Consider the following 24,609-nt stretch of genomic DNA (forward strand, 5'->3'; position numbering starts at 1 on the left):
GGATGGCGCCATTATAGGGATCTTGCCGCCACAAAAACAGCGGGCCGGCATGATGCCGGCCCGCTGAATAGATTGTGTGCTTAGTGGAAGGGGAAGATGTAGTTCATCCAGCTTGCCATGCGCAGCAGTACCTTGCGCATCACCGAGACGTGGTGGAAGTACTCGGTATAGACAGCGGCCTGTCCGCTGGCACCGGCAATCACCTGATACTTGGCCCACTCGGGGTCGGTGATGGAGATGAGCACCGGCATGCGGCCCGGGCGGATAGCGCTGGTCTGATCCAGCAGCATGGCGTTGGCCTGCACGTTGCCGGCGGCAATGGCCGGGATCACGGCGGTTACCTTGCCCTTGAAGATCTTGCCGGGGATACCGTCGATCACCACTTCGGCCTCGTCACCCACCGCCAGACGCTGCATGCTGTTCTGCCAGAACCAGCCGACATAGGCGGTCTCATCCTTGTGGATGAAGGTCATCACCGGACGATACATGAAGGGGGTGGCGATCATGCCGGGACGCAGGGCGAGCTGCACCACATGGCCATCGCTCGGGGCATAGACCACGGTCTGGGCCAGCTGGTATTTGGCTTCATCGAGCTGGGCCTGCAGATCTTCCAGCATGGCGCGTTGCTGATCCATCTGGGCGGCGATCTCGTCCACGCTCGCTTGGGTTACGTCGAGGTCGCGCTGCTTGCCGACGCCACGGCGCATCAGGTCGCTGGCGCGATCCCGATCCAGCTTGGCGGAGCGCAGTCTGGCATCGATCGACTTGAGTTGATCCTTGTTGGCATTGAGCCGGGCAGTCAGGCTTTCCACCTTCAGCTTGAAGGGCTCGTCATCAAGGCGAAACAGCACGTCACCCTTTTTCACCGGCTGGTTGGCTTGTACCGGCACCTCGACCACCCGGCCCTTGACCAGCGGCACAATGGGGGTGGAAAGGTAGTAGTTACGTGCCATCTCGGAGTAGGGGTGGTTGTAGTTCATCAGCATGATGAGGGTGCCGATGAGGATCACGCCACCCAGCGCTGCGGTGGGAACAGTCCACTTGTTGAGCGGGATCCGGAAGATTTTGAAGATGGCCACGCAGAGTGCCGTGTAGGTCAGGATCAGTAGCAGGTCCATGATTTATCCCTGTTGCTCTTGCTGTTCGATATGGTTGAGACGGCCTTTCAGCTCAGCCAGCTCCTCTCTGAGGGCCGCGATATCATCTTCATCTTTTTGCAGGCGCTGGTTAAAGCCCCAGCCCCGATCCGGGCGGTAGAGGGTGGCCCAGATCCAGAGGAACGGCCACAACACGTGCAGCGTAAACAGGCTGACCCAGCCGGCAACATGGATGGCATCCTGATGAGGGTGATTCCGATGTTTGGCGATTTCGTAAGGAATATCGTGGATCACGATGACTCCGTAGAAGATGACCAGCGCGACAAAGACGAGCAGGCCAAGGGCAAAGTAATCAAGGAACATGCATAACCTCCACTGGCTTCAAGCACAGCTTTATCATTGATTCATATATTCGGGAAAGCAATTGAAAATCACATATTTATCGTCAGGCCGCACGGAATCTTAAGGGCTTGTGCTGTATAGGAGCTTAAGGGAATAACGAGTTGTTTTATTGGCTTTTTTGTCAATGTGAAAGGGGCCAGCTGGCCCCTTTTTTACAACCGGATACCGGCATCACCCTTCGCTGGGGTTGCTGACCAGCGGTTGACGGAATTTCACCAGGAAGGCCACGGTAATCACGGTAGTGGCGGCCAGACCAATGATGGTCGAGATCCCCATCTCCAGCCCGAACCCGATGGGGGCGTTGGCCAGGTAGGTAAACACCACGGCGGTCATGAACATGGCTGGGATGGTGCAGACCCAGTGCAGCTTGCCCTCTTTGATGAGGAAGGCGGCTGCGGCCCACAGCATGATGACGGCGGTGGTCTGGTTGGCCCAGCCGAAGTAGCGCCAGATCACCCCGAACTCGGCCTTGGAAATGATGAAACCAAGGATGAACATGGGGATGGCGATCAGCAGACGCTTGGCCATCGGTTTCTGGGTCAACTTCAGGAAGTCCGCCACGATGAGGCGTGCACTGCGAAACGCGGTGTCGCCGGAGGTGATAGGCAGGATCACCACACCGAGAATGGCCAGAATTCCGCCCACGGTGCCGAGCAGGCTGGTGGAGACTTCGTGCACTACGGCAGCCGGGCCGCCGTTGGCCATGGTGGCGTTGAGCGCTTCGGTGCTGTCGTAGAAGGAGAGACCCAGGGTGCACCAGATAAGGGCGATGATCCCTTCACCGATCATGGCGCCGTAGAAGATGAAACGGCCGGACTTCTCGTTCTGCATGCAGCGCGCCATCAGCGGTGACTGGGTGGCGTGGAAGCCGGATACCGCGCCACAGGCGATGGTGATGAACAGCAGCGGCCAGAGCGGCAGCTCGGTCGGGTGCAGGTTGGAGAAGTCCATCCCGGTGTTGTAGAAGCCTTTGCCGGAGACAATCAGGCCGATTATAAGGCCGACCGACATGAAGACCAGCAGGGCGCCGAAGATGGGGTAGAAACGGCCGATGATCTTGTCGATGGGGACTATGGTCGCGAGGATGTAGTAGGCAAAAATCGCCATGATCCAGTAGACCAGATCGGTGGAGGTGAGGTTGGCGAGCAGCCCTGCCGGGCTCAGCACGAACACCACGCCCACCAGCATTAGCAGCACCACGGCGAACAGGTTCATGAAGTGTTTGGCGGCATTGCCCAGATGCTCACCGACTACGGTCGGTACCGAGGCACCTCTGGCGCGCACCGACAGCATGCCGGAGAAGTAGTCGTGAACCGCACCGGCGAAGATGCAGCCGAAGACGATCCAGAGCATGGCGACCGGGCCATAGAGGGCACCCAGAATGGGGCCGAAGATGGGGCCGACGCCGGCGATGTTGAGCAGTTGAACCAGATAGACTTTCTTGTCCGACATGGGGACATAGTCCACCCCGTCAGCCATGGTGATGGCGGGGGTTTTCAGCTCCGGTTTCGGGCCGAATATCCGTTCGATGAATTTGCCGTATATGAAGTAGCCGGCCACAAGTAAGCCGACACAGAGGAAGAACCAGATCATTGCTACGCTCCTGCATTGTTATTTTTAGGTGTGCGCAGCCACTCTAGGACGTTGGGCTGTTAATGGCAGGTGAAAAAAGATGAGCGGCGCCATGGCGTGCCGAGCGGTCGGCGGCTGTGATCAGGCGCACACTCCACGGTTCACTCCAGCCCTAGTCGCTCCTTCAGCTCTTTCAGGTAGCGGCGGCTGACCGGCACCCGGGCGCCGCTCGGGGTGACTATCTCCGCCAGCTGGTTATCGAGCAGCCGGATCTCGAAGATGGCGTCGGGGGCGATGAGATACTGACGGTGGCAGCGCAGCAGCGGGCTCTTCTCCTCCAGGGATTTGAGGGTGAGCTGGGTGTGGAACAGTTCGCCCTGACAGGCGACATGGACGCCGCCCAGATCGGAGAAGGCATACTCCACCTGCTCGATGGGCAGCAGCCGTACCCGGTTGTGCAGATAGCCGGGAATATGGCGGATGGCGGGGGCCAGCGCTTCAACCGGTTGCGGGGAGATATCCTGCTTGAGACGGGTGAGGGTCTTAGCCAGCCGGGCCGGTTCTACCGGCTTGAGCAGGTAGTCGAAGGCGTTCTCCTCGAAGGCCTGAATGGCGTACTCGTCAAAGGCGGTGACAAAGACGATGCGGGGCAGGGGGTCAAGCATGGCGACCAACTCCATACCGCTCAGCTTGGGCATCTGGATATCGAGAAAGACCACGTCTGGCTTGAGGCGCTGAATAAGCGGCAGCGCCTCGATGGCATTGCCTGCTTCCCCCACTATCTCGATGGCGGGATCACAGGCAAGGTGCTGTTTCAGCTCTTCGCGGGCGTAGTGTTCATCATCGACAATCAGGGTCCGGATCATGGTTGCTCCTTGGGCAAGGTGACGGAGACGCGCGTCCACTGTTCCGGCTCGCAGCTCACGGTCACCCCGTAGCGTTCGCCAAAGGCGCTCTTGAGACGCCGATCAACTATGGTCATTCCCAGTCCATCCCCGGCCGGTCGTGGCTGCCAGGCACCGGCGTTGTCCTCCACATGGATGGTTACTGTCTCCTGTGTCTCTTCCGTGTAGAGATGCAGGCACCCCTTATCCAGCAGGGTGGATATGCCGTACTTGATGGCATTTTCGATAAGGGGCTGCAGGGTGAAACTTGGCAACTGCAGCGTGGCCAGATGGGCCGGAATATCGTTTTGCACCGTCAGTCGATCGCCAAAGCGGGCCAGCTCGATCTCCAGATAGGAGCGGCAGTGTTCCTGCTCCTCCTGCAGGGTGGTAAGGCCGCTCTGGCGCTTGAGATTCTTGCGGAAAAATCGCGACAAATGCAGCAGCAGATCCCTCGCCTTGCCCGGATCCTGTCGGGTGATGGCGCTGATGGTGTTGAGGGTATTGAACAGAAAATGGGGATTGATCTGGGCCTGGATCAGTTTGAGTTCGGACTGCACCAGCAGCCGCTGCTGCTGCTCCAGCCGACCGGCCAGCAACTGCTGTGACAGCAGGTTGGCGATCCCTTCTCCCAGGGTGTGGTTGATCTTGAGAAAGAGCCGCTTCTTGGGCTCGTAGAGCTTGATGGTGCCGATCACCCCTTTGTGCCCCTGCAGCGGGATCACCAGTACCGAGCCCAACTGGCATTGAGGCGAAAGGCTGCAGCGATAGGGCTGAGCATTGCCATCGGCGAACAACACCTTGTTGCGCTCTATGGCGCGCATGGTGATGGCTGAGGTGATGGGCGTGCCCGGTAAGTGGTGATCTTCGCCGGTGCCGATAAAGGCGAGGATCTTGTCGGTATCCGTAATGGCCACTGCGCCGACGCCTGTCTCCTCCTGAATGATGCGGGCTATCTTGTGACTTGCCTCGGGGGTAAAGCCCTGACTCATGATCCCCACGGTGCGGTTGGCGATATTGAGCGCCTTGGCGGAGAAGACCCGGGAGAACTTCTCATACATCTGCTGCTGATCGCGGATCATGCTGATAAAGAGCGCTGCACCGCAGGAGTTGGCCAAAATCATCGGGGTGGCGATGGTGCGCACCAACAGCAGGGATTTGTCGAACGGGGTCGCCACCAGCAGGATGATGACCATCTGCAGGATTTCGGCATAGAGGGTGGTAAAGAAGGCGATGCGCGGCTCGAACAGTGCATCCATCTTGCCGGCCCGCATCAGACGCCAATGCACTATGCCGCCCAAGAGCCCTTCGCAAGTGGTGGAGATGGCGCAGGCGAGATCGGTAAATCCTCCCAGGGTATAACGGTGCAAACCCCCGGTCAGCCCGACCAGAAATCCCACCAGCGGACCACCCAGCAAACCGCCCAGTACGGCACCGACGGCCCGGGTATTGGCGATGGCGTCATCAATGTCTAGGCCGACATAGGTGCCAAGGATGCAAAAGCTGGAAAAAATAATGTATATCAGTACCTTGTGAGGTAGTCTGACAGAATAGTTGGCAAGCGGGCGCAGCAGCGGGCTTTTGGAAAAGAGGTAGGCGATCACCAGACTGACGCTCATCTGTTGCAGCAAGGAGAGAACCAACTGCATAAAAAACGCTCCTCATAAGTCGGGTGAAATAATCGCCAGTCCGTGCATAAGTGTGATCAGGATCTTGTTCTGGCTGCCGAACGGGGCAGCACGGTCTGCCAGTTTGCCAGAACGGCTGGATAAAACCATATTAAATCAGCAAGTTAAATTGATATTTGTGTAAGCGCACCGGGGTTGGTATTGGTGGATGGAGCATGAATGTATCCGCTGGATACGCCACACGGAGGTGGCATGCTCCGCCCGGCCCAATGGCTGGGCGTTTTTTATACATGGTCAGATGACAACCTTTCGGCGGGTCTTCGAGCAATTATTCCGGTTTGTCCAATGAGTTATCCCCAGCTTCTGGGGATAACTCAAAACGCAAAGTAGTAACAGAAGCGACGGGTCAGATTGAAGAAGAGCCGTTGCCCCTCATCCAGCTCTTCCTGCTTGATAAAGGCGGTGATGGTGCGCTCATCTTCGCGCAGATCGATCATCGGTACGGCTTCCGGGCGCTGCCCCTTGATATAGGTGAGAATTTTCGGTTTGAGCGGCATGGTCGGTTCGGTGGACAACACCAGCGCCACCGTTTCGTCCGAGAGTTTCACCAGCGATCCCGGTGGATAAACCCCCAGCACCTTGACCAGCAGCTTGACCAGCGTCTGATCGAACTTCTTCTGGGAAAGTTTGTAGAGCTGGCTGATGGCCTGGCTGGGCGCCGCCGGATTGGCGCTGCTGCGCGGATGCAGCAGCTCGTCATAAAAGTCCACCAGTCCGATCAGACGTGCCAGCGGTGGTATCTCCCCTCCCTTGATCCCCAGCGGATAGCCGCTGCCGTCGAGCCGTTCATGATGCAGATGTGCCACCTGACGGATCTTGGGCTCGAAGGCATTGAGCTGGGTCAGCATGTCTAGACCGTATTGCGGGTGCATATTGAGAAAATTCTGCTCTGCCTTGCTGAGCTCCCCACGCTTCTGGATGATCTGACTCGGTATCTTGAGCTCGCCGATATCGTGGATAAGTCCGGCCAGACCGGTCTCTTCCAGTTCAATGGGGTTCATGCCCAGCTCGCGTGCCATCAGCATGGCGATAAAGGCCACGTTGAGGCTGTGTTGCAGCAAAATGTCGGTGTGGGGGTTGCGGATCAGGTGCAGTCCAAGCGGCCCTTCATGCTGACTGAGCTGGAGGGCGGCATTGCGAACAATCTGGGCGGTATTGGCCAGCCCCTCGTCCGGTTTCAGGTTGAGGGAGCCCAATGCATCGCGCAACTCGCTCATCGACTGGCCAAATGCCTTGTCGGCGGCACGCATGGAGCGGCGGAAGGCTTTTTCGTCAAAGGGGGGCGGGCCCGAGGCGATCAGCTCTTCCAGCTCTTCTAGGTCGGGGCCGGCATCGGGCACATCGCCGCGCAACAGCGGCTCGATCGGTAGATCGCTCTTGTCGGGGTCTACCATCATGAGGTTCAGATCAAGGTGGCGAATGATGTCCAGCTGTTGCTGATCCTTGATCTTGAAGGCATTGAACATAAAAGGATGGTTTGTCCATCCGGTGGGAAGATGGATAAAGTGGCCAACCCTCAGCTGTTCTATAGAGGCTTCGATCAGTGCCATTGATCAACTCGCATTTCTTGAATGCCTACCCAACAAGCTAGCAAAATCCGATGGATAGACAACAAAAAAACCAAGGTAACGGCTGACTGGACGCGAGGCTGTGATGATGCGCACGGAGCGCTGCGTTATCTCTTAATTCGCGCTTAATTTTTGCCTTCTACGCTGGCGGCACTGTTTCTGGTAGTGTTGCCCCGCCATTTATTGTGTCGTCCGGCATTCAGGAGTCTTCTATGCGCATCACGCTCGGTGTGATGAAGGTGAATTTGTTGCTGGTGCTCTTTTTCGCACTGGTGCTGAACTGGCCTTTCTTTCTTCGTTTTTATTCTGTCATCAGTGGTCTGGAGCATGTCCGGGCCGGTTTCGTTATCTCGGTTCCTCTGGTGCTGCTTGCCGCACTCAACGCCGTCTTTATCCCCTTTACCTTCCGCTGGTTGCTCAAACCCTTCTTTTCGCTGTTGATCCTGACGGGCTCCATCGTCAGTTACGCCATGCTCAAGTACGGCGTCATCTTCGATGCCAGTATGATCCAGAACATAGTGGAGACCAACAACAGCGAGGCGACCTCCTACCTGAATGTGCCGGTCGTGCTCTGGTTCCTGCTGACCGGTGTGTTGCCCATGGTGGTGCTCTGGTCGCTGAAGGTGCGCTATCCAGCAAACTGGTACAAGGGGCTGGCCATCAGGGCTGGCACACTGGTCCTCTCGCTGTTGTTCGTGGGAGGCGTGGCGGCTCTTTACTATCAGGATTACGTCTCGATCGGCCGCAATCACCGGATCCTGGGCAAGCAGATCGTGCCGGCCAACTATGTCAACGGCATCTACAAATATGCCCGCGACGTGGTATTTGCTACCCCCATTCCTTATCAACCGTTGGGGACTGATGCCAAAGTCATCGCCAAAGGGGATAAACCGACCCTGATGTTTCTGGTGGTGGGGGAGACGGCGCGCAGCAAAAACTACTCCCTCAACGGTTATGGCAAACCGACCAACAGCTTTACCGACAAAGAGGAAGGGATCGTCTCGTTTCGGGATGTGCGCTCCTGCGGCACCGCCACCGCGGTTTCGGTGCCCTGCATGTTCTCCAACCTGACTCGCCGTGGCTATGACGAGCAGCAGGCGAACGCTCAGGATGGCTTGCTCGATGTGCTGCAGCATGCCGGTATCTCGGTGCTCTGGAAGGACAACGATGCCGGCTGCAAGGGGGTATGCCGCAATGTGCCGACCATCGATATATCGCCAAAGGATTATCCGGCCTTCTGCAAGGGGGGGGCCTGTTATGACGAGGTACTGCTGGAGGGGCTGGATCAGCAGATCGCCCGAATGAAGGGCAACAAGCTGGTGGTTTTTCACCTGATGGGGAGTCACGGCCCGACCTACTATCGCCGCTATCCAGCCAGTGATCGGGTATTCGTGCCCGACTGCCCGCGCAGCGACATTGAAAACTGCAGCGACGAGGAGCTGGTCAACACCTATGACAACACTATCCGCTATACCGACAAGGTGGTGGCGCAGCTTATCGACAAGCTCAAGGCTCTGGAGAGCAAGTACAATACCGGCCTGCTCTACCTCTCGGATCACGGCGAATCGCTGGGTGCCATGGGACTTTACCTGCACGGCACACCCTACAAGTTCGCGCCGGACGATCAGACCAAGGTCCCCCTGCTGACCTGGCTCTCTCCGCAAATGGTGGCCGCCCGTCAGCTGGATATGAGCTGCCTGGCCGGGGAGGCAAGCAGCAAGCGCTTCTCCCACGACAACCTGTTCCACTCGATGCTGGGGATTATGGATGTGCAGACCAAGGTCTACGATGGGGATCTGGATCTTTTCAAAGCCTGCAGAAGTCAGTGATAAGGGGGCGAGATTCGCCCAATAAAAAACGGCAGCCACTGGCTGCCGTTTTTTATTGCAAAAGATAACTTACTTCTGCTCCATGATGATCTGCAGCAGGTCTCCCTCCAGCAGGGCACGTTTGACCAAGGCAAATCCGCCATAGGTTGGCTGGTTCTGGAAGCGCGCTTTCACTATGGGCAGGCCACGGTGGAAGCTAGGCAGGGACTGGTGCTCAACGCAGCGGCGGATAGCCGGGAAGAGGATCTCTTCGGCAGCGGTGATTTCGCCGGCGATCAGCACCTTTTGCGGGTTGAACAGGTTGACCGTGATGGCTACCGCCCGTCCCAGATGTTCGCCGACGTTCTCGATGACGCTGCGAGCCAGTTCGTCGCCCGCCAGCGCCGCCTTGCACACCTCCTGAATGGTGATGTGCTTCTCCTGCAGCGAGCTCTGGTGGCCGCGGCTGATAAGCTCCTTCACCTTGTCGATGATCGCTTCGTTGGAGGCGATGGTCTCAAGGCAGCCAAAATTGCCGCAGTGGCAGCGTTTGCCGAGCGGCTCGACCTGGATATGGCCGATCTCGCCGACGTTGCGGTTCTGGCCGAGGAACACCTGACCCTTGGTGATGATCCCGGAGCCGGTGCCCTGGTGGACGCTCACCAGAATGGAGTCCATGCAGTCGCGGGACTCGCCGAAGAAGTGTTCGGCCAGCGCCAGCGAGCGGGTGTCGTTGCCAACATAGCAGGGGAGGTTAAAGTGGTTCTCAAGCAGCTTGGCCAGTCCCAGATTGCGGATCTGGTACTTGGGGGTATAGATGACCATGCCGGATTCCGGATTGACCAGACCCGGCATGGTGAGGGCGATGCTGATGAGATTGCGGCTGCGCTCGGCGTTGGTGTCGATGAAGGCTCCAATTTCCCGCAGCAGCATGTCGACCACGGGCTGCTGGTCGATCTCGGTCACCTGAATGACGTGCTGGTCGAGCTCCTTGCCGTCGAGATCATAGAGACTCAGCTGCAGGTAGCCACGGCCCAGCTTGGCGGAGACAAACTGAAAGCGATGCTTGATGGTGGTCAGCGAGATGGCTCGCCGCCCGCCGGTGGAGGCTTGCGGAGAGGTCTCCTTGATCAGGCCATGCTCGATCAGTTGCCGGGTTATCTTGGTCACGCTGGCCGGGGCCAGCTGACTCAACTCGGCAATTTTGACCCGCGAGATGGGGCCTTGCAGGTCGATGAGCCGATATACGGCTGCACTGTTGACCTGCTTGATAAGATCTACGTTTGCTATTTGTCCGCCAGTCATGATGTCACTGTTGTGTGTAGTGTCCGTTAACCACGGTCCCACGGACCGTGAAGTCCTGATCGAAGACAGTGAGGTTGGCTACTTTACCGACCTGGATACTACCGAGACGTGAGTCCCATCCAATGGCGCGCGCGGGATAGAGGCTGGCCATTCTCAGTGCTTCATCGAGCGGTAATCCGACCTGCTTGACCAGATTCTCCACCCCTTTAATCATGGTGAGGGAGGAGCCGCCGAGTGTACCATTCTCGTCAATGCACTGACCATCGCGCAAAAAGACGGTGGTGCCACAAAAATCAAATTTCTCAAACCCTTCCGGCGCCCCTGCCGCAGCAGTGGCATCGGTAACCAGCACCAGTCGCTCACCAAGGATCTTGTGTGCCAGACGCACGTTGGCCCAGTGCACATGGTGGCCATCGACGATGACGCCGGCGTAGACATCCTTGCGGTCATAAATGGCGCCCACGACACCCGGCTCGCGACCGTTGAGGGTTGGGGTCATGGCGTTGTAGAGGTGGGTGGCAAAGCGAATGCCGTTGTCAAAGCCAGTCATCGCCTGGTCATAACTGGCGGCTGTGTGGCCGGCAGAGACAAGGATTCCCGCATCCACCAGACGACGAACGTGGGCCGGATCGTTGCGCTCCGGTGCCAGAGTGATCTTGGCGATGGCGTCCGCGTTGGCGCAGAAGAAGTCGATCATCTCGTCCGCTGGCTGGCGGATTTGCGCGGCAGGGTGGATACCCTTGCGCTTGAGGTTGGTGTAGGGGCCTTCCAGATGGACGCCCAGTACCTCGTTGGGGTGCGCCGCCATGTAGTCGCGGGTGACGGCGACGGCCTGCTTCATGTCCGCATCCGGACTGGTGATCAGGGTCGGCAGGAAGCTGGTGGTACCGGATTTCAGGTTGGCCGCCTGCATGGTGGCCAGGGTTTCTGTGGTGATGTCGGTATTGAACATCACGCCGCCACAGCCGTTGAGCTGCACGTCGATGAAACCGGCGGTCAGATTGGCGCCTTTGAGGTCAATCTGTTCGGTACCCGCAGGCAGCTCGGCCTCGCGGGAGATGGCGACAATCTTGTCGCCCTCGATAAGCACCCCGTAACCGGTCAGCACGCAGCTGCCGGTATAGAGAGTGCAGTTGGTCAATGCGTACATGGGCGCTCCTTACAGACGGCCGATGTTGGCGGCTTCCAGCTGCTGGAAGTAGCGAACGGTCTTGACCTTGAGCTCCATGGTGGAGGGCTCGTCGCACACCATCATTCCCTTCGGATGCAGTTGCAGAGTGGAGATGGTCCACATGTGGTTAACGCTGCCTTCTACGGCGGCCTGCAGAGCCAGTGCCTTGCCGTGGCCGGTCACCAGGATCATGATCTCTTCCGCATCCATCAGGGTGCCGACACCCACGGTCAGCGCCAGCTTGGGCACCAGCTCCATGTCGCCACCGAAGAAGCGGGAGTTGGCGATGCGGGTATCCTCGGTCAGGGTCTTGACCCGGGTACGGGAGGAGAGGGAAGAGGCCGGTTCGTTGAACGCGATGTGGCCGTCATTGCCGACGCCGCCCATGAACAGGTTGATCTTGCCGTAGGACTTGATCTTGTCTTCGTAGCGCTTGCACTCGGCCACCAGATCTTCGGCATTGCCGTTGAGAATGTTGATGTTCTCGGGACGGATGTCGATGTGGCTGAAGAAGTTGTTGTGCATGAAGCTGTGGTAGCTCTCCGGGTGATCTTCCGGCAGGCCGACGTACTCGTCCATGTTGAAGGTGACCACGTTCTGGAAGCTCACTTCGCCAGCCTTGTGCAACTCGATCAGACGCTTGTAGGTATTGAGCGGAGTGCCACCGGTGGGCAGGCCCAGTACGAAGGGGCGGTCTGCTGTCGGCTTGAACGCATTGATACGGTCAACGATGTAACGGGCAGACCACAGGCCTACTTGGCTGGCGGACTTCAACGGGATTAGGCGCATATGGATACCTCTGTGTCGGGTTGCGACCGGCTTGACGGTGGCAATGGGCTAAGACGAATTTAAGTTGTTTTATAGCGTAAATAAAGATTGCGAACTAAGCCACATCTATCCACCACCTTTATCTTGTTTGGGTGATAACGATCACGATTATCGGTTTATTAATTTGCGCAGCGAAATAAAAGCCCTAGACTGCAAATCAAGCCTTGATGGCTTATGCGTCAAACGTGATAAGCACTTAATTTCTAGAAAAACATTAACTAAGGAGAGGAACCGTGAACATTCTCGGTTATTTGCAAAAGATCGGCCGTGCCCTGATGGTGCCGGTAGCGGTATTGCCTGCCGCCGCGATCCTGATGGGGGTTGGCTACTGGATTGACCCGAATGGTTGGGGTGGTGAGAGCGCGTTGGCCGCCTTCCTGATTAAAGCGGGCGCAGCCATTATCGATAACATGTCCGTACTGTTCGCAGTCGGTGTTGCTTACGGTATGTCCAAGGATAAAGACGGTTCTGCCGCGCTGGCCGGTCTGGTCGGCTTCCTGGTCGTTACCACCCTGCTGAGCCCGGGCGCTGTGGCCCAGATCAAGAGCATCCCGGTGGAGCAGGTTCCTGCCGCGTTTGCCAAGATCAGCAACCAGTTCGTGGGTATCCTGTGTGGTGTTATCGCCGCTGAGCTGTACAACCGCTTCAGCAGTGTAGAACTGCACAAGGCACTCTCCTTCTTCTCCGGTCGTCGTCTGGTACCGATCGTAACCTCCGTCGTGATGATCGTCGTATCTTTCATCCTGATGGCAGTATGGCCGGCAATCTACGGTGGTCTGGTCTCCTTCGGTGAGTCCATCGTGAGCCTGGGCTCCACCGGCGCCGGTATCTACGCCTTCTTCAACCGTCTGCTGATCCCGATTGGTCTGCACCACGCCCTGAACTCCGTGTTCTGGTTCAACGTGGCCGGTATCAACGACATCCCGAACTTCCTGGGTGGTCAGGCTACCATCGATGCCGCTCTGGCCGCTGGCAAGAGCCTGGATCAGGTGAAAGGCGTGGTCGGTATGTACCAGGCTGGCTTCTTCCCCATCATGATGTTCGGTCTGCCGGGTGCCGCTCTGGCCATCTACCACTCCGCCAAGAAAGAGAACAAAGAGAAAGTTGCGTCCATCATGATCGCTGCTGCCTTTGCCTCCTTCTTCACCGGTGTAACCGAGCCGCTCGAATTCTCCTTCATGTTCGTAGCTCCGGTACTGTATGTCATCCACGCCGTGCTGACCGGTATCTCCGTGTTCATCGCTGCCTCCATGCACTGGATGGCCGGTTTCGGTTTCAGTGCCGGTCTGGTGGATATGGTGCTCTCCAGCCGCAACCCGCTGGCAACCAACTGGTACATGCTGATCCCTCAGGGTCTGGTCTTCTTCGGCCTCTACTACACAGTGTTCCGCGTAGTCATTGCCAAGCTGAACCTGAAAACTCCGGGTCGTGAAGATGATGAAGCTGCTGCTCCGGCTGCTGCCCAGTCCACCAACCGTACCGAGCTGGCCAAGCAGTATCTGGAAGTGTTGGGCGGTCAGGACAACCTGGTTACCATCGATGCCTGCATCACCCGTCTGCGTCTGACCCTGAAAGACCGCAGCATCGTCGATGAGCGCAAGCTGAAAGCCCTGGGTGCGGCCGGTGTGGTCAAGCTCGGTGAGCAGAACCTGCAGGTGATTCTGGGCCCATTGGCCGAAATCATCGCCGGTGAGATGAAAGCCCTGCGTTAATCGAGCGACTCGCTCACCTCAAGTCTAAGTCCATTGTTGACATAACTAAGGGCCCCGCCTCGGGGCCCCATATAAAAAAAGCCAAGAAAATCCAACCTTTACTTCAAATGAGAGCAGCAGTTATGAACTTGAAACATTCTCTGTTAGCCATTGCCATGTCTACCGTTTTCGTCAGCCAGGTCCAGGCAGCCGATGCCGCCAAGCAAGCCGTGGTCGACTCCCTCGCCAACAACCTGGTGGTCAAGTATGAAGTGGTCACCAACGATGGCGCCGGTGCCGGTCTCGATTGCCAGGCGCTGGGCTCCGAGTGGGCGAGCTGTGGCGTTGCCAAGCTGCACCTGACCAACACCGGTGCTGACGTCACCTCCAAGGATTGGAGCATCTATGTCTCCTCCATCCGCCGCATCCAGCGTGTGGACAACGACCAGTTCACCATCACTCACCTGACCGGCGACCTCTATCGTTTGACGCCAACCGAGAAGTTCCAGGGGTTCGCCAAGGATGCCACCGTCGAAGTACCGCTGGTGGTCGAGTATTGGGTACTGTTCGAATCTGACATCATGCCGAACTGGTATGTCGCCAGCGAAGGTGCCGAGCCGAAAGTGCTGGCCAGCATGAGCAACATCGATGATGCCACCACCTACGAGAAGCCGATGCCGGCTGATGGCTGGAAGCGCATCAAGGATGACAAGAACATCCTGATGAACAGCGAGACCCGTTTCGCTGCCAACCAGACCAGCACCCTGCTGCCGGCTGGCAAGGTCGACAACCAGATCCTGCCGACCCCGATGAAGCAGGTGGTCAAGGCTGGCCCGCAGGTTGACTTCTCTACCATCAAGCTCAATGCCCTGGATCTGCCGAGCGATCGCGCCGAAGCCCTGAAAGCACAACTGACCAAGCTGGGCGTTACCCTCTCCGACACCGGCTACCCGGTCACCATCAAGCTGGGCAGCAAGCTCAAGCAGGCCGAAGGTTATGACATGACCATCGGCAAGAAAGGCACTGTTATCCAGGGTCACGACATCGAAGGCGCCTACTGGGGTGCTCAGTCCCTGATCTCCCTCCTGGGGGTCAACGACAAGCTGGTTAGCCAGATGACCGTTGAAGATGCGCCGCGCTTTGAATACCGTGGTATGCAGACCGACGTGGCTCGTCACTTCCGCAGCCTGGACACCATGAAGAAGCTGGTTGACCAGATGTCTGCCATGAAGCTCAACGTGCTGCACCTGGGCCTGACCAACGATGAAGGCTGGCGTCTCGAGATCCCGGGCCTGCCGGAGCTGACTCAGGTCGGTAGCCAGCGTTGCCACGATCTCTCCGAAACCAAGTGCCTGCTGCCGCAACTGGGCTCCGGCCCGACCAGCGACAACCAGGGCTCCGGCTTCTACAGCAAGTCCGACTATATCGACCTGGTGCGTTATGCCAGAGCGCGCGGTGTGACCGTCATCCCCGAGATCAACATGCCGGCCCACGCCCGTGCCGCCGTGGTCTCCATGGAAGCGCGTTACAAGCGTCTGATGGCTGAGGGCAAAGAAGCCGAAGCCAACCAGTTCCGCCTGACTGACCCGGCTGATACCTCCAACGTTACCTCAGTCCAGTTCTACGACAAGATGTCCTTCATCAACCCTTGCCAGCCGGGTGCTGCCACCTTCGTGGCCAAGGTAATGGATGAAGTTGCCCAGATGCACCAGGCCGCCGGCCAGCCGCTGACCGCATGGCACTACGGTGGTGACGAAGCGAAGAACATCATGCAGGGCGGTGGTTATCAGGATCCGGCTGTCACCAAGAAAGAAGAGCTGGTGGCATGGAAAGGCAACGTCGACTCCAGCAAGCAGGACAAGCCGTTTGGCAAGTCCCCGATGTGCCAGAAGATGATCGACGATGGCAAGATCAAGGACGTAGCCGAGCTGCCGGTTTACTTCGCCAAGGAAGTGGGCGAGATGGTCAAGGGCCACGGCTTCTCCACCCTGCAGGCGTGGGAAGATGGTCTGAAGTACGCCAACAGCGCCAAGGACTTCGCCACCGACAACACCCGTGTCAACTTCTGGGAAACCCTCTACTGGGGTGGCTTCAACGAAGCGATGAAGTGGGCACACAAGGGTTACGAAGTGGTCCTCTCCAACCCGGATTACCTCTACTTCGACTTCCCGAACGAGGTGCACCCGGCTGAGCGTGGCTACTACTGGGCAACCCGTTTCAACGACACCCGCAAGGTGTTCGCCTTCGCCCCGGAAAACCTGCCGCAGAACGCCGAGACCTCGGTTGACCGCGATGGCAACGCCTTCGTGGCCAAGGGTGACCAGGATCCGGTCAAGTTCAAGGGGATCTCCGGTCAGCAGTGGAGTGAAACCGTACGTACCGACGCTCAGTACGAGTACATGGTTTACCCGCGTATCTTCTCCATGGCCGAGCGCGCATGGCACAAGGGTGGCTTCGAGCTGAACTATGTGAAAGGTCGCGAGTTCTCCGGCGAGACCAAGCATGTCAACAAGGCCACTCTGAACAAAGAGTGGAACCAGTTCGCCAACGTGCTGGGTCAGCGCGTCCTGCCGAAACTGGATCAGGCCGGTGTTGAATACCGCCTCTCCGTACCGGGTGCCAAAGTGGTGAACGGTGTGCTGGAAGCGAACGTGGATCTGCCGGGCCTGCCTATCCAGTACAGCCTGGATGGCAAGAGCTGGAGCGCCTACGACGCTGCCGCCAAGCCGACCGTGGATGGCAAGGTCTACCTGCGTACCACCAGCTTCGATGGCAAGCGCACCAGCCGCGTCACCGAGCTGAACTGATAGTACAGATGTCGTAACGCAAGGTGGGTCGCAAGACCCGCCTTTCCCAAGGGCGATGGTCTATCGGATTTGGGAAAGGTTGACTGTGCGTGTGAGCCTTTGTTGTGTGTGTATTGTCTGTTTTGTTTTTCATCACTTTCAGCCCCGCCCAGTGCGGGGCTTTTTTATACATCCGGCATGACGAGGCTGCTTTGACCCGCTTTTTAGCACGCCAATAGCCCGGAACTGCCAAATTCAGGTTGAGGCAGGGCGCGTAATGAGGGATCATATCCGGCTTGACGGCGGGGGGATGAGGGTGCCAGCCGGCACAACTTCCGCCAGTGACGCTTTTTTGAGGTGAGCCATGAGTCAGGCGAACAGCCCAACTAACTTTATTCGTCAGATCATTGATGAAGATCTGGCCAGCGGTAAGCACAGCAGCGTGCATACCCGTTTTCCGCCCGAGCCGAACGGTTATCTCCATATCGGCCACGCCAAATCCATCTGCCTGAACTTCGGCATCGCCCGCGACTATCAGGGCCAGTGCAACCTGCGCTTTGACGATACCAACCCGGCGAAGGAAGATATCGAGTACGTTGAGTCCATCAAGCAGGACGTGCAGTGGCTCGGCTTCCAGTGGAACGGCGAGATCTGCTACTCCTCCGACTATTTCGACAAGCTGCACGGCTACGCCGTTGAACTGATCGAAAAGGGTCTGGCCTATGTGGACGAGCTCTCCCCCGAGCAGATGCGCGAGTACCGCGGCACCCTGACCGAGCCGGGCAAGAACAGCCCGTTCCGTGACCGCAGCGTGGCAGAGAACCTGGCCCTGTTCGAGAAGATGAAGAACGGCGAGTTTGCCGAGGGCTCCGTCTGCCTGCGCGCCAAGATCGACATGGCTTCTCCCTTCATGGTGATGCGCGATCCGGTTATCTATCGCATCAAGTTTGCCCACCACCACCAGACCGGTGACAAGTGGTGCATCTACCCGATGTATGACTTCACTCACTGCATCTCGGACGCCCTGGAAGGGATCACCCACTCCATCTGTACTCTGGAGTTCCAGGACAACCGTCGTCTGTACGACTGGGTGCTGGACAACATCACCATCGACTGCCACCCGCGTCAGTACGAGTTCTCTCGTCTGAACCTCGAATACACCGTCATGTCCAAGCGCAAGCTGAACCTGCTGGTGACCGAGAAGCACGTCGATGGCTGGGACGACCCGCGCATGCTGACCGTCTCCGGTCTGCGTCGTCGTGGGTACACTCCGGCCTCCATCCGCGAGTTCTGCAAGCGCATCGGCGTGACCAAGCAGGACAACATCGTCGAGATGAGCATGCTGGAAGCCTGCATCCGTGAAGACCTCAACGAGAATGCGCCGCGCGCCATGGCCGTGCTGCACCCGGTGAAGGTGGTGATCGAGAACCTGGCTGCCGATGAAGTGCTGACCGCCCCGGCTCACCCGAGCAACGCCGAGATGGGTACTCGCGAGCTGAACTTTACCCGCGAGATCTTTATCGACGAAGCGGACTTCAAAGAAGAGGCGAACAAGCAGTTCAAGCGTCTGGTGCTGGGCAAGGAAGTGCGTCTGCGCAATGCCTACGTCATCAAGGCCGAGCGCATCGAGAAGGATGCCGACGGCAAGGTTACCTGCATCTACTGCAGCTACGACCCCGAGACCCTGGGCAAGGATCCGGCCGATGGCCGCAAGGTGAAAGGGGTGATCCACTGGGTCAGCGCCACTCACTCCCTGCCGGCAGAAGTACGTCTCTATGACCGTCTGTTCAAGGTGCCGAACCCGGGCGCCGAAGAGGACTTCGAAGCGGCCCTGAACCCGGAATCCCTGGTGATCATCGAGGGTGCCCGTGTCGAGGCCTCCCTGAAGAACGCCAAGCCGGAGCAGGCTTACCAGTTCGAGCGCGAAGGCTACTTCTGCGCCGACAACAAGCTCTCCAGCCCGGAGCATCTGGTATTCAACCGCACTGTTGCCCTGCGCGACTCCTGGGGCAAGGTAGAAGGCTGATACCGTGGGGCAGGGGAGACTCTGCCCTCCGTTGTGCTTCTATCCTGTTTCGGACAATAAAAAAGCCAGCTGATGCTGGCTTTTTTATTGTCCGTGATCTGATGTTGCAGCCGACTTAGTCGTCGTGCTTGCACTCACCGCTGGCACAGTGACCGTAGAGGTAGAGACTGTGGTTGGTGAGACGGATATTGTGCTTTTTGGCGATCTCGCTCTGGCGCTGCTCAATCACCTCGTCGGAGAACTCGATCACCTTGCCGCAGTCCAGGCAAACCAGATGGTCGTGGTGCTCCTGAGTCGCCAGTTCGAATACCGACTTGCCCCCTTCGAAGTGATGGCGGGTCACGATACCGGCATCGTCAAACTGGTTGAGAACGCGGTAGACGGTGGCGAGGCCAATCTCTTCACCCAGATCGATCAGGCGTTTATAGAGATCTTCGGCACTGGTGTGTTGGCAGTCCGGCTGTTGCAGGATTTCCAGGATCTTGACCCGGGGCAAGGTGATCTTGAGCCCGGCCTTTTTTAACGCTTGGTTGTTGTCTGCCATATTCTACTTATTCGCATTCTCGAAGGTGGGGTTTATTCTGATGGACTGCCGCGGGAATGGCAACCTTCAACTCGCTTGGCCTGTCATTATAGGTCGTAGCCTCCCTAAAAATAAACCCGCAAATTCAAAGGGTTTAGCCACTCATCCGGGTCTGGATTGAAATAATCAATCACCTTGATCGACTTGCCGGGATGGCAGATGTTGATAAGATGTAACTTTCACATGTCTGGTCGGATGAGATCCATGGATTGGCTTTTTGACAACGCGGCCTGGGTGCGCCGCGCCCTCAATGCCTGGCCCCCTTTCTGGGGCGCCGGCATCAAGATAGAGACCCTGAGCGATGATTTTCGCTACTGCCGGGTCACCCTCAAATCCCGCTGGTGGAACAAGAATGCCAACCGCACCCAGTTTGGCGGCAGCATGTTTGCCATGACAGATCCCATCTATCCGCTGATGCTGATGGGCTACTTCAAGAACCGTTATTACGTCTGGGACAAGGCGGGCAGCATCAACTACATCAAACCGGGCAAGGGCAAGCTGGTGGCGGAATTCAACCTGAGCGACGGCAAGCTGGCCGAAATCGTGGCGGCGACCGAGGGGGGTATCAAGTACTTTCCCGAATTCGAGGTGACGGTGCAGGACGGTCAGGGGGAGCTGGTGGCGCAGGTCAAGCGCACCCTCTATGTACGGGCCAAGCCCGAGCACAGGGGAGAGTGAACGAGCGCAAATTGCAGATAGAACAAGGGCCCCGACGGGGCCCTTGTTGCTTCAAGCAGGGGGAGGAGATTACTCCAGCTCGCCCAGGCACATCTCTTCGTGCAGCTGCTTGCACCAGCCTTTGACGCGCTCAGCGGTCAATTCAGGCTGACGATCTTCGTCGATGCCCAGACCGACGAAATGCTTGTCATCTACCAGCGCCTTGGAGGCTTCGAATTCGTAACCGGCAGTCGGCCAGTGACCGATGATGATGGCGCCTTTGGCTTCAACGATGTCGCGCAGGGTACCCATGGCGTCGAGGAAGTACTCGGCGTAGTCTTCCTGATCGCCACAACCGAAGATAGCAACCAGCTTGTTGGTGAAGTCGATTTCGCCCAGATCGGGGAAGAAGTCGTCCCAGTCGGCCTGTGCTTCGCCGTAGTACCAGGTCGGGATGCCGAACATCAGCAGATCGAAGCTCTCGATGTCGGCCTTGCTGCTCTTGGCGATGTCACGGACTTCAATCAGATTTTTGCCCAGCTCTTTCTGGATCATCTTGGCGACAGCTTCGGTGTTACCGGTATCGCTGCCAAAAAACAGACCTACACTTGCCATAGTGTTTAGTTACCCGTATTTGGTGTTAATGCTTGACGCTCAGACTGCAATATCCACCGCAAAGGCGGACTCAATCTGTTGCTTCAGGATAGATTGGATCAGCTCGGCTCGGCTGATGTTCTGTTGCAACGCAAGTTGGTTCAGGCGCTCCAGCAACTCGGCCTCCACCTTTAACTCTACCCGCTTCAGCCCATTCTCCCGATCGCGCTTAAGCTGGTTACGCTTGTTGATCTTGAGTTGGGTCTCGCGGGGGAGTGGGTTGGTCTTTGGCCTGCCGGGGCGCTTCTCGTTTGCGAACAGATCCAGTGTTGTTCGATCAGTTTGCTGTTTGGCCATACATCACAGATGAAAATTGTTAGCCTAGTCCTGAGCCTTCCCAGCCCAGTTCGATCAGCCCCTTGGCGACAAAACCTGCACAACCCAGAAACAGTACCAACCAGACGATGAAACGACCGAAACGGGGCACGTTGCCGCGTTTGAGAACGTCCTGAATGGCCAGGCCAATCAATATGAAAATGGCCACAAAGAATAACTTGAGGCCCAAACTTTCGATCAGGTCGATATGTTCACTTAGCATGGATTGCGCACACTCCTTATGACGGGCGCACTATATCACAAAGGATTTGGAACTGTTAACCGCCTGTGGACAGGAAATCCACAACCAGTTTGTTGAACAACATCGGTTTTTCCGCATGCAGCCAGTGGCCGGTTCCGGCGATGACGCGCACCTTTGCTGCCGGGAATTGGGCCAGTGCCGCCTCGCTGTATTGCGGCTGCATGTAATCGGAATCCCCCCCCTTGATAAAGAGCACTGGCCCCTCGAAGCGGCGCTCATCCTCGGGCCAGCCCATGATGTTGGCGTAGTGCTCCTCAAGAGCAGGCACATTGAAGCGCCACTGCCAGCCATCGTCACCTTTGGCGAAGGATTTGAGCAGAAACTGGCGCACCCCGGCGATCTCGATATGTTCGGCCAGAATGCGCTCTGCATCGCTGCGGCTCTGGGGCTGTGCCGCCAGAGTGGCGTTGAGGCCGGCGAACACATTCTGGTGGCGGGAGTGGGGATAGGCGACCGGCGCCATGTCGGCCACCACCAGCCGGCTCACCCGCGCGGGCGCCAGCTTGGCAAGCTGCATCCCGACCTTGCCTCCCATGGAGTGGCCGACTAGCGCCGCCTGATCCAGCCCAAGGTGATCCATCAGCGCGAGTATGTCGGCGGCCTGCGCCGGATAGCTCATGTCGTCGCTGCGAAACGAGGTGCCGTGGTTGCGCAGATCGACGCTGATGACCCGATAGTGCTCGCCGAGGGCGCGGGCCAGCAGGCCCAGGTTATCGAGGCTGCCGAACAGCCCGTGGATCAGAATGACGGCCGGACCCTGACCCTGCTCTTTGAAGTTCACTACGCTCTTTTGTTGCAAAATGACACCTTGTTCGGTCATGAGTGCGTTGCCGATATGATTTAACGCACTGGAAAGAAAAGGATTTCGTGTGATGAAGGGGAAATTTGTGTGGTTTTTTTTCTAAAAAATCCCGTTCAGATCGGCTATCAGTGCGGCCGATCACACACTTGGGCCGCTATTATGCCGTATTCTCGATGAGATTCATGTACATCTGCCAGCCCCTCCCTTGGGCTGTCGGGTTTGCCTATGTATAATCGCCGCATCCGAATTTCGACGAGTCCAGCGCATCCCTATGAAAACCATCGAGCTTGATGACGATCTCTACTTCTATATCGCCAGCCAGACCCGGCACATCGGTGAGAGTGCCTCCGACATCCTGCGCCGTCTGCTGGAACAGCCTGCTCAGGGGGCAGCGTCAGCCGCCGTTGCCGAGCCAGCCTTGGCGGCACCACACCGTGCCGTTGCCGCGCCGCAGGGGCTGCAAGCCCTGCTCGACTCAGGCGAGTTGCAGCAGGAAGAGAAGTCCATCAACCGTTTCATGCAGGTGCTGAGTACCCTCTACCGGGATGATCCGGTCGGGTTTACCCAGGCCACCGAAATCAAGGGGCGCAAGCGCGTCTATTTCTCGCGGGATCCCGAGGCTCTGCGCGCCAGTGGCAGCACCACCAAGCCCAAGCCGGTACCGGAAACCCCGTTCTGGGTGATCACCAACACCAATACCAGTCGCAAGCAGAACATGGTGGCCCAGCTGATGAGCAGCATGGGCTACGGCGACGAGGTGATTGCGCAGGTGTGCGGCGCAATCTAACGGTTTTTCAAGACTCAGGCCTTGCTAGGCAAGGCCGCCATTACGCAAGGAAAACGCCATGGCTCAGCATTCCCACGCCGGTCAGCCGGCCCGTTTAAGCGACCTGACCAACATTCCCCGTCTGGTCAGCGCCTACTACCTCAACAAGCCGGACATGAGCCGCCCCGAGCAGCGAGTTGCCTTCGGTACCTCCGGCCACCGCGGCAGCGCCCTGCACAGCGCCTTTACCGAATCCCATATTCTGGCGGTGACCCAGGCCCTGGTAGAGTATCGCCAGCAGGCCGGCATCACTGGCCCGCTGTTTGTCGGCATGGATACTCACGCTCTGTCCGAATCCGCCTTTGCCAGCGCCGTCGAAGTGCTGGCGGCCAACGGCGTTGAAACCCGCATTCAGGCCGGCCTCGGTTTTACCCCGACCCCGGTCATCTCTCACGCCATCCTGCGCCACAATGCCGGCAAACCGGCTGCCCGTGCCGACGGCGTGGTGATCACCCCGTCCCACAACCCGCCGGAAGATGGTGGCTTCAAGTACAACCCGCCCCATGGTGGCCCCGCTGAAGGGGAGATCACCAAGTGGGTCGAGGACCGTGCCAACGCCATTCTGGAGGCGGGTCTGGCCGGCGTGAAACGGATGCCGTTCGCCGAGGCGCTCAAGAGCCCGTTCGTGGCCTTGCACGACTATGTCACCCCCTATGTGGATGATCTGAAGAACGTGCTGGACATGGATGCCATCAAGAATGCGGGCATCAAGATCGGTGTCGACCCGCTGGGTGGCTCCGGCGTCGCCTACTGGGACGTCATCGCCAAGACCTATGGCCTGAATATCGAGGTGGTGAACTACAAGGTCGACCCGACCTTCTCCTTCATGACCCTGGATAAAGACGGCAAGATCCGGATGGACTGCTCCAGCCCGTTCGCCATGGCCAGCCTGATCGCCCTCAAGGACAAGTTCGACATCGCCCTTGGCAACGACCCTGACTACGACCGTCACGGTATCGTTACCAAGTCTGGCCTGATGAACCCGAACCACTATCTGGCGGTGGCAATCCAGTATCTGTTTACCCATCGCACCGGCTGGTCTGCGGATGCAGCCGTCGGCAAGACGCTGGTCTCTTCCTCCATGATCGACCGGGTTGCCGGCGAGATTGGCCGTACTCTGAAAGAGGTTCCGGTCGGCTTCAAGTGGTTCGTGGATGGCCTCTACAGCGGCGAGTTCGGCTTTGGTGGCGAGGAGAGCGCGGGCGCCTCTTTCCTGCGCAAAGATGGCACCGTCTGGACCACCGACAAGGATGGTTTCATTCTGGCGCTGCTGGCGGCGGAAATTCTGGCGGTCACCGGCAAGGATCCGCAGGCTCATTACGACGCACTGGAAGCCAAATTTGGCCGCTCCAGCTACCGCCGTATCGACGCCCCGGCCAACAGTGCCCAGAAGGCGGTGCTCTCCAAGCTGGATCCGGCGCTGGTGGAAGCCTCCACTCTGGCCGGTGAGCCCATCATCGCCAAGCTGACCAAGGCGCCGGGCAACGATGCCGCCATTGGTGGCCTCAAGGTGGTGACCGAGAACGGCTGGTTCGCGGCGCGCCCCTCCGGCACCGAGTCTATCTACAAGATCTACATGGAGAGTTTCAAGGGCGACGCGCACCTCGACCTCATCCAGCAGGAGGCCCAGCAGATCGTCTCCGCGGCACTAGCCAAGGCCGGGGTCTGATTTCCGGTCAATCTG

At 58.1% G+C, this 24,609-nt stretch carries 21 protein-coding genes; 7 read left to right on the forward strand and 14 right to left on the reverse strand.

Translation table 11 applies throughout. From position 1 onward, the window contains the following. Window positions 1-80: 80 nt before the first annotated feature. The 6 genes from NOM67_RS09835 to NOM67_RS09860 form a co-directional block, all read right to left on the reverse strand. Window positions 81-1,118 (reverse strand): HlyD family secretion protein, encoded by a 1,038-nt coding sequence (locus NOM67_RS09835; protein ID WP_033113466.1) that lies wholly within the window; start codon window positions 1,116-1,118, stop codon window positions 81-83. A 3-nt stretch (window positions 1,119-1,121) separates the two neighbouring features. Next, window positions 1,122-1,460 (reverse strand): DUF3302 domain-containing protein, encoded by a 339-nt coding sequence (locus NOM67_RS09840; RefSeq protein ID WP_033113465.1) that lies wholly within the window; start codon window positions 1,458-1,460, stop codon window positions 1,122-1,124. 210 nt (window positions 1,461-1,670) lie between these two features. Beyond that, on the reverse strand, window positions 1,671-3,092 hold the full coding sequence (locus NOM67_RS09845) for a carbon starvation protein A (RefSeq protein WP_041208399.1): 1,422 nt from the start codon (window positions 3,090-3,092) through the stop codon (window positions 1,671-1,673). Window positions 3,093-3,232: 140 nt separating this feature from the next. Beyond that, window positions 3,233-3,937, reverse strand: coding sequence for a two-component system response regulator BtsR (gene btsR, locus NOM67_RS09850; protein WP_156852141.1), 705 nt, complete (start codon window positions 3,935-3,937; stop codon window positions 3,233-3,235). Continuing rightward, entirely contained in the window at window positions 3,934-5,604 is a 1,671-nt protein-coding gene (locus tag NOM67_RS09855; protein WP_255936466.1) for a sensor histidine kinase, read from the reverse strand. Before NOM67_RS09855 ends, btsR begins: the two co-directional genes overlap by 4 nt. Before the next feature lie 353 nt (window positions 5,605-5,957). Further along, window positions 5,958-7,193 (reverse strand): HD-GYP domain-containing protein, encoded by a 1,236-nt coding sequence (locus tag NOM67_RS09860; protein WP_042032413.1) that lies wholly within the window; start codon window positions 7,191-7,193, stop codon window positions 5,958-5,960. A 230-nt stretch (window positions 7,194-7,423) separates the two neighbouring features. On the opposite strand from NOM67_RS09860, the gene NOM67_RS09865 reads away from it, so the two are divergent. Beyond that, window positions 7,424-9,040 carry a phosphoethanolamine transferase gene (locus NOM67_RS09865; protein WP_255936469.1) on the forward strand — a complete coding sequence of 539 codons (1,617 nt, stop codon included), beginning with the start codon at window positions 7,424-7,426 and terminating at the stop codon, window positions 9,038-9,040. Between the two features lie 69 nt (window positions 9,041-9,109). Here the strand turns inward: NOM67_RS09865 and NOM67_RS09870 are convergent, their stop codons facing one another. Genes NOM67_RS09870 through nagB form a run of 3 tightly spaced genes read right to left on the reverse strand, consistent with a single transcriptional unit; the run spans window position 9,110 to window position 12,284 of the window. Continuing rightward, on the reverse strand, window positions 9,110-10,324 hold the full coding sequence (locus NOM67_RS09870; RefSeq protein ID WP_255936471.1) for an ROK family protein: 1,215 nt from the start codon (window positions 10,322-10,324) through the stop codon (window positions 9,110-9,112). A gap of 4 nt (window positions 10,325-10,328) precedes the next feature. Continuing rightward, window positions 10,329-11,474: an N-acetylglucosamine-6-phosphate deacetylase gene (gene nagA / locus NOM67_RS09875; RefSeq protein WP_255936474.1), complete on the reverse strand. Its 1,146-nt coding sequence runs from the start codon at window positions 11,472-11,474 to the stop codon at window positions 10,329-10,331. A gap of 9 nt (window positions 11,475-11,483) precedes the next feature. Then, window positions 11,484-12,284 carry a glucosamine-6-phosphate deaminase gene (gene nagB / locus NOM67_RS09880; protein WP_255936476.1) on the reverse strand — a complete coding sequence of 267 codons (801 nt, stop codon included), beginning with the start codon at window positions 12,282-12,284 and terminating at the stop codon, window positions 11,484-11,486. A 272-nt stretch (window positions 12,285-12,556) separates the two neighbouring features. On the opposite strand from nagB, the gene nagE reads away from it, so the two are divergent. The 3 genes from nagE to glnS all read left to right on the forward strand — a co-directional run bounded on the left by nagE (window position 12,557) and on the right by glnS (window position 18,826). Then, the gene (gene nagE, locus NOM67_RS09885) at window positions 12,557-14,035 is read left to right on the forward strand and encodes an N-acetylglucosamine-specific PTS transporter subunit IIBC (protein WP_043851328.1); all 1,479 of its coding nucleotides are present in this window, start codon (window positions 12,557-12,559) and stop codon (window positions 14,033-14,035) included. 122 nt (window positions 14,036-14,157) lie between these two features. After that, window positions 14,158-16,821: a beta-N-acetylhexosaminidase gene (locus NOM67_RS09890; RefSeq protein ID WP_255936479.1), complete on the forward strand. Its 2,664-nt coding sequence runs from the start codon at window positions 14,158-14,160 to the stop codon at window positions 16,819-16,821. Between the two features lie 343 nt (window positions 16,822-17,164). Then, window positions 17,165-18,826: a glutamine--tRNA ligase gene (gene glnS / locus NOM67_RS09895; RefSeq protein WP_042032417.1), complete on the forward strand. Its 1,662-nt coding sequence runs from the start codon at window positions 17,165-17,167 to the stop codon at window positions 18,824-18,826. Window positions 18,827-18,941: 115 nt separating this feature from the next. Here the strand turns inward: glnS and fur are convergent, their stop codons facing one another. Beyond that, window positions 18,942-19,370 (reverse strand): ferric iron uptake transcriptional regulator, encoded by a 429-nt coding sequence (fur, locus tag NOM67_RS09900; protein ID WP_033113453.1) that lies wholly within the window; start codon window positions 19,368-19,370, stop codon window positions 18,942-18,944. 243 nt (window positions 19,371-19,613) lie between these two features. Between fur and NOM67_RS09905 the strand changes: the two genes are divergently transcribed. After that, window positions 19,614-20,087: a DUF4442 domain-containing protein gene (locus tag NOM67_RS09905; RefSeq protein WP_033113452.1), complete on the forward strand. Its 474-nt coding sequence runs from the start codon at window positions 19,614-19,616 to the stop codon at window positions 20,085-20,087. 69 nt (window positions 20,088-20,156) lie between these two features. Here the strand turns inward: NOM67_RS09905 and fldA are convergent, their stop codons facing one another. The 4 genes from fldA to NOM67_RS09925 are packed head-to-tail and all read right to left on the reverse strand — an operon-like array spanning window position 20,157 to window position 22,078. Further along, window positions 20,157-20,681: a flavodoxin FldA gene (gene fldA / locus NOM67_RS09910; protein ID WP_255936485.1), complete on the reverse strand. Its 525-nt coding sequence runs from the start codon at window positions 20,679-20,681 to the stop codon at window positions 20,157-20,159. 39 nt (window positions 20,682-20,720) lie between these two features. Next, window positions 20,721-21,017 (reverse strand): LexA regulated protein, encoded by a 297-nt coding sequence (ybfE, locus tag NOM67_RS09915; RefSeq protein ID WP_005334297.1) that lies wholly within the window; start codon window positions 21,015-21,017, stop codon window positions 20,721-20,723. 19 nt (window positions 21,018-21,036) lie between these two features. Next, entirely contained in the window at window positions 21,037-21,258 is a 222-nt protein-coding gene (locus tag NOM67_RS09920) for a DUF2788 domain-containing protein (RefSeq protein WP_005334296.1), read from the reverse strand. A gap of 55 nt (window positions 21,259-21,313) precedes the next feature. Then, entirely contained in the window at window positions 21,314-22,078 is a 765-nt protein-coding gene (locus NOM67_RS09925) for an alpha/beta fold hydrolase (RefSeq protein WP_255936538.1), read from the reverse strand. 292 nt (window positions 22,079-22,370) lie between these two features. On the opposite strand from NOM67_RS09925, the gene seqA reads away from it, so the two are divergent. Next, window positions 22,371-22,886, forward strand: coding sequence for a replication initiation negative regulator SeqA (seqA, locus tag NOM67_RS09930; RefSeq protein WP_071911750.1), 516 nt, complete (start codon window positions 22,371-22,373; stop codon window positions 22,884-22,886). 58 nt (window positions 22,887-22,944) lie between these two features. Next, complete coding sequence (gene pgm, locus NOM67_RS09935; RefSeq protein ID WP_106843191.1) at window positions 22,945-24,594, forward strand: phosphoglucomutase (alpha-D-glucose-1,6-bisphosphate-dependent); 1,650 nt, start codon at window positions 22,945-22,947, stop codon at window positions 24,592-24,594. The last annotated feature ends 15 nt before the right edge of the window (window positions 24,595-24,609 follow it).

Origin of the sequence: Aeromonas sp. SG16 (genome assembly GCF_024436135.1) — a bacterium.
GTDB lineage: Bacteria > Pseudomonadota > Gammaproteobacteria > Enterobacterales > Aeromonadaceae > Aeromonas > Aeromonas jandaei.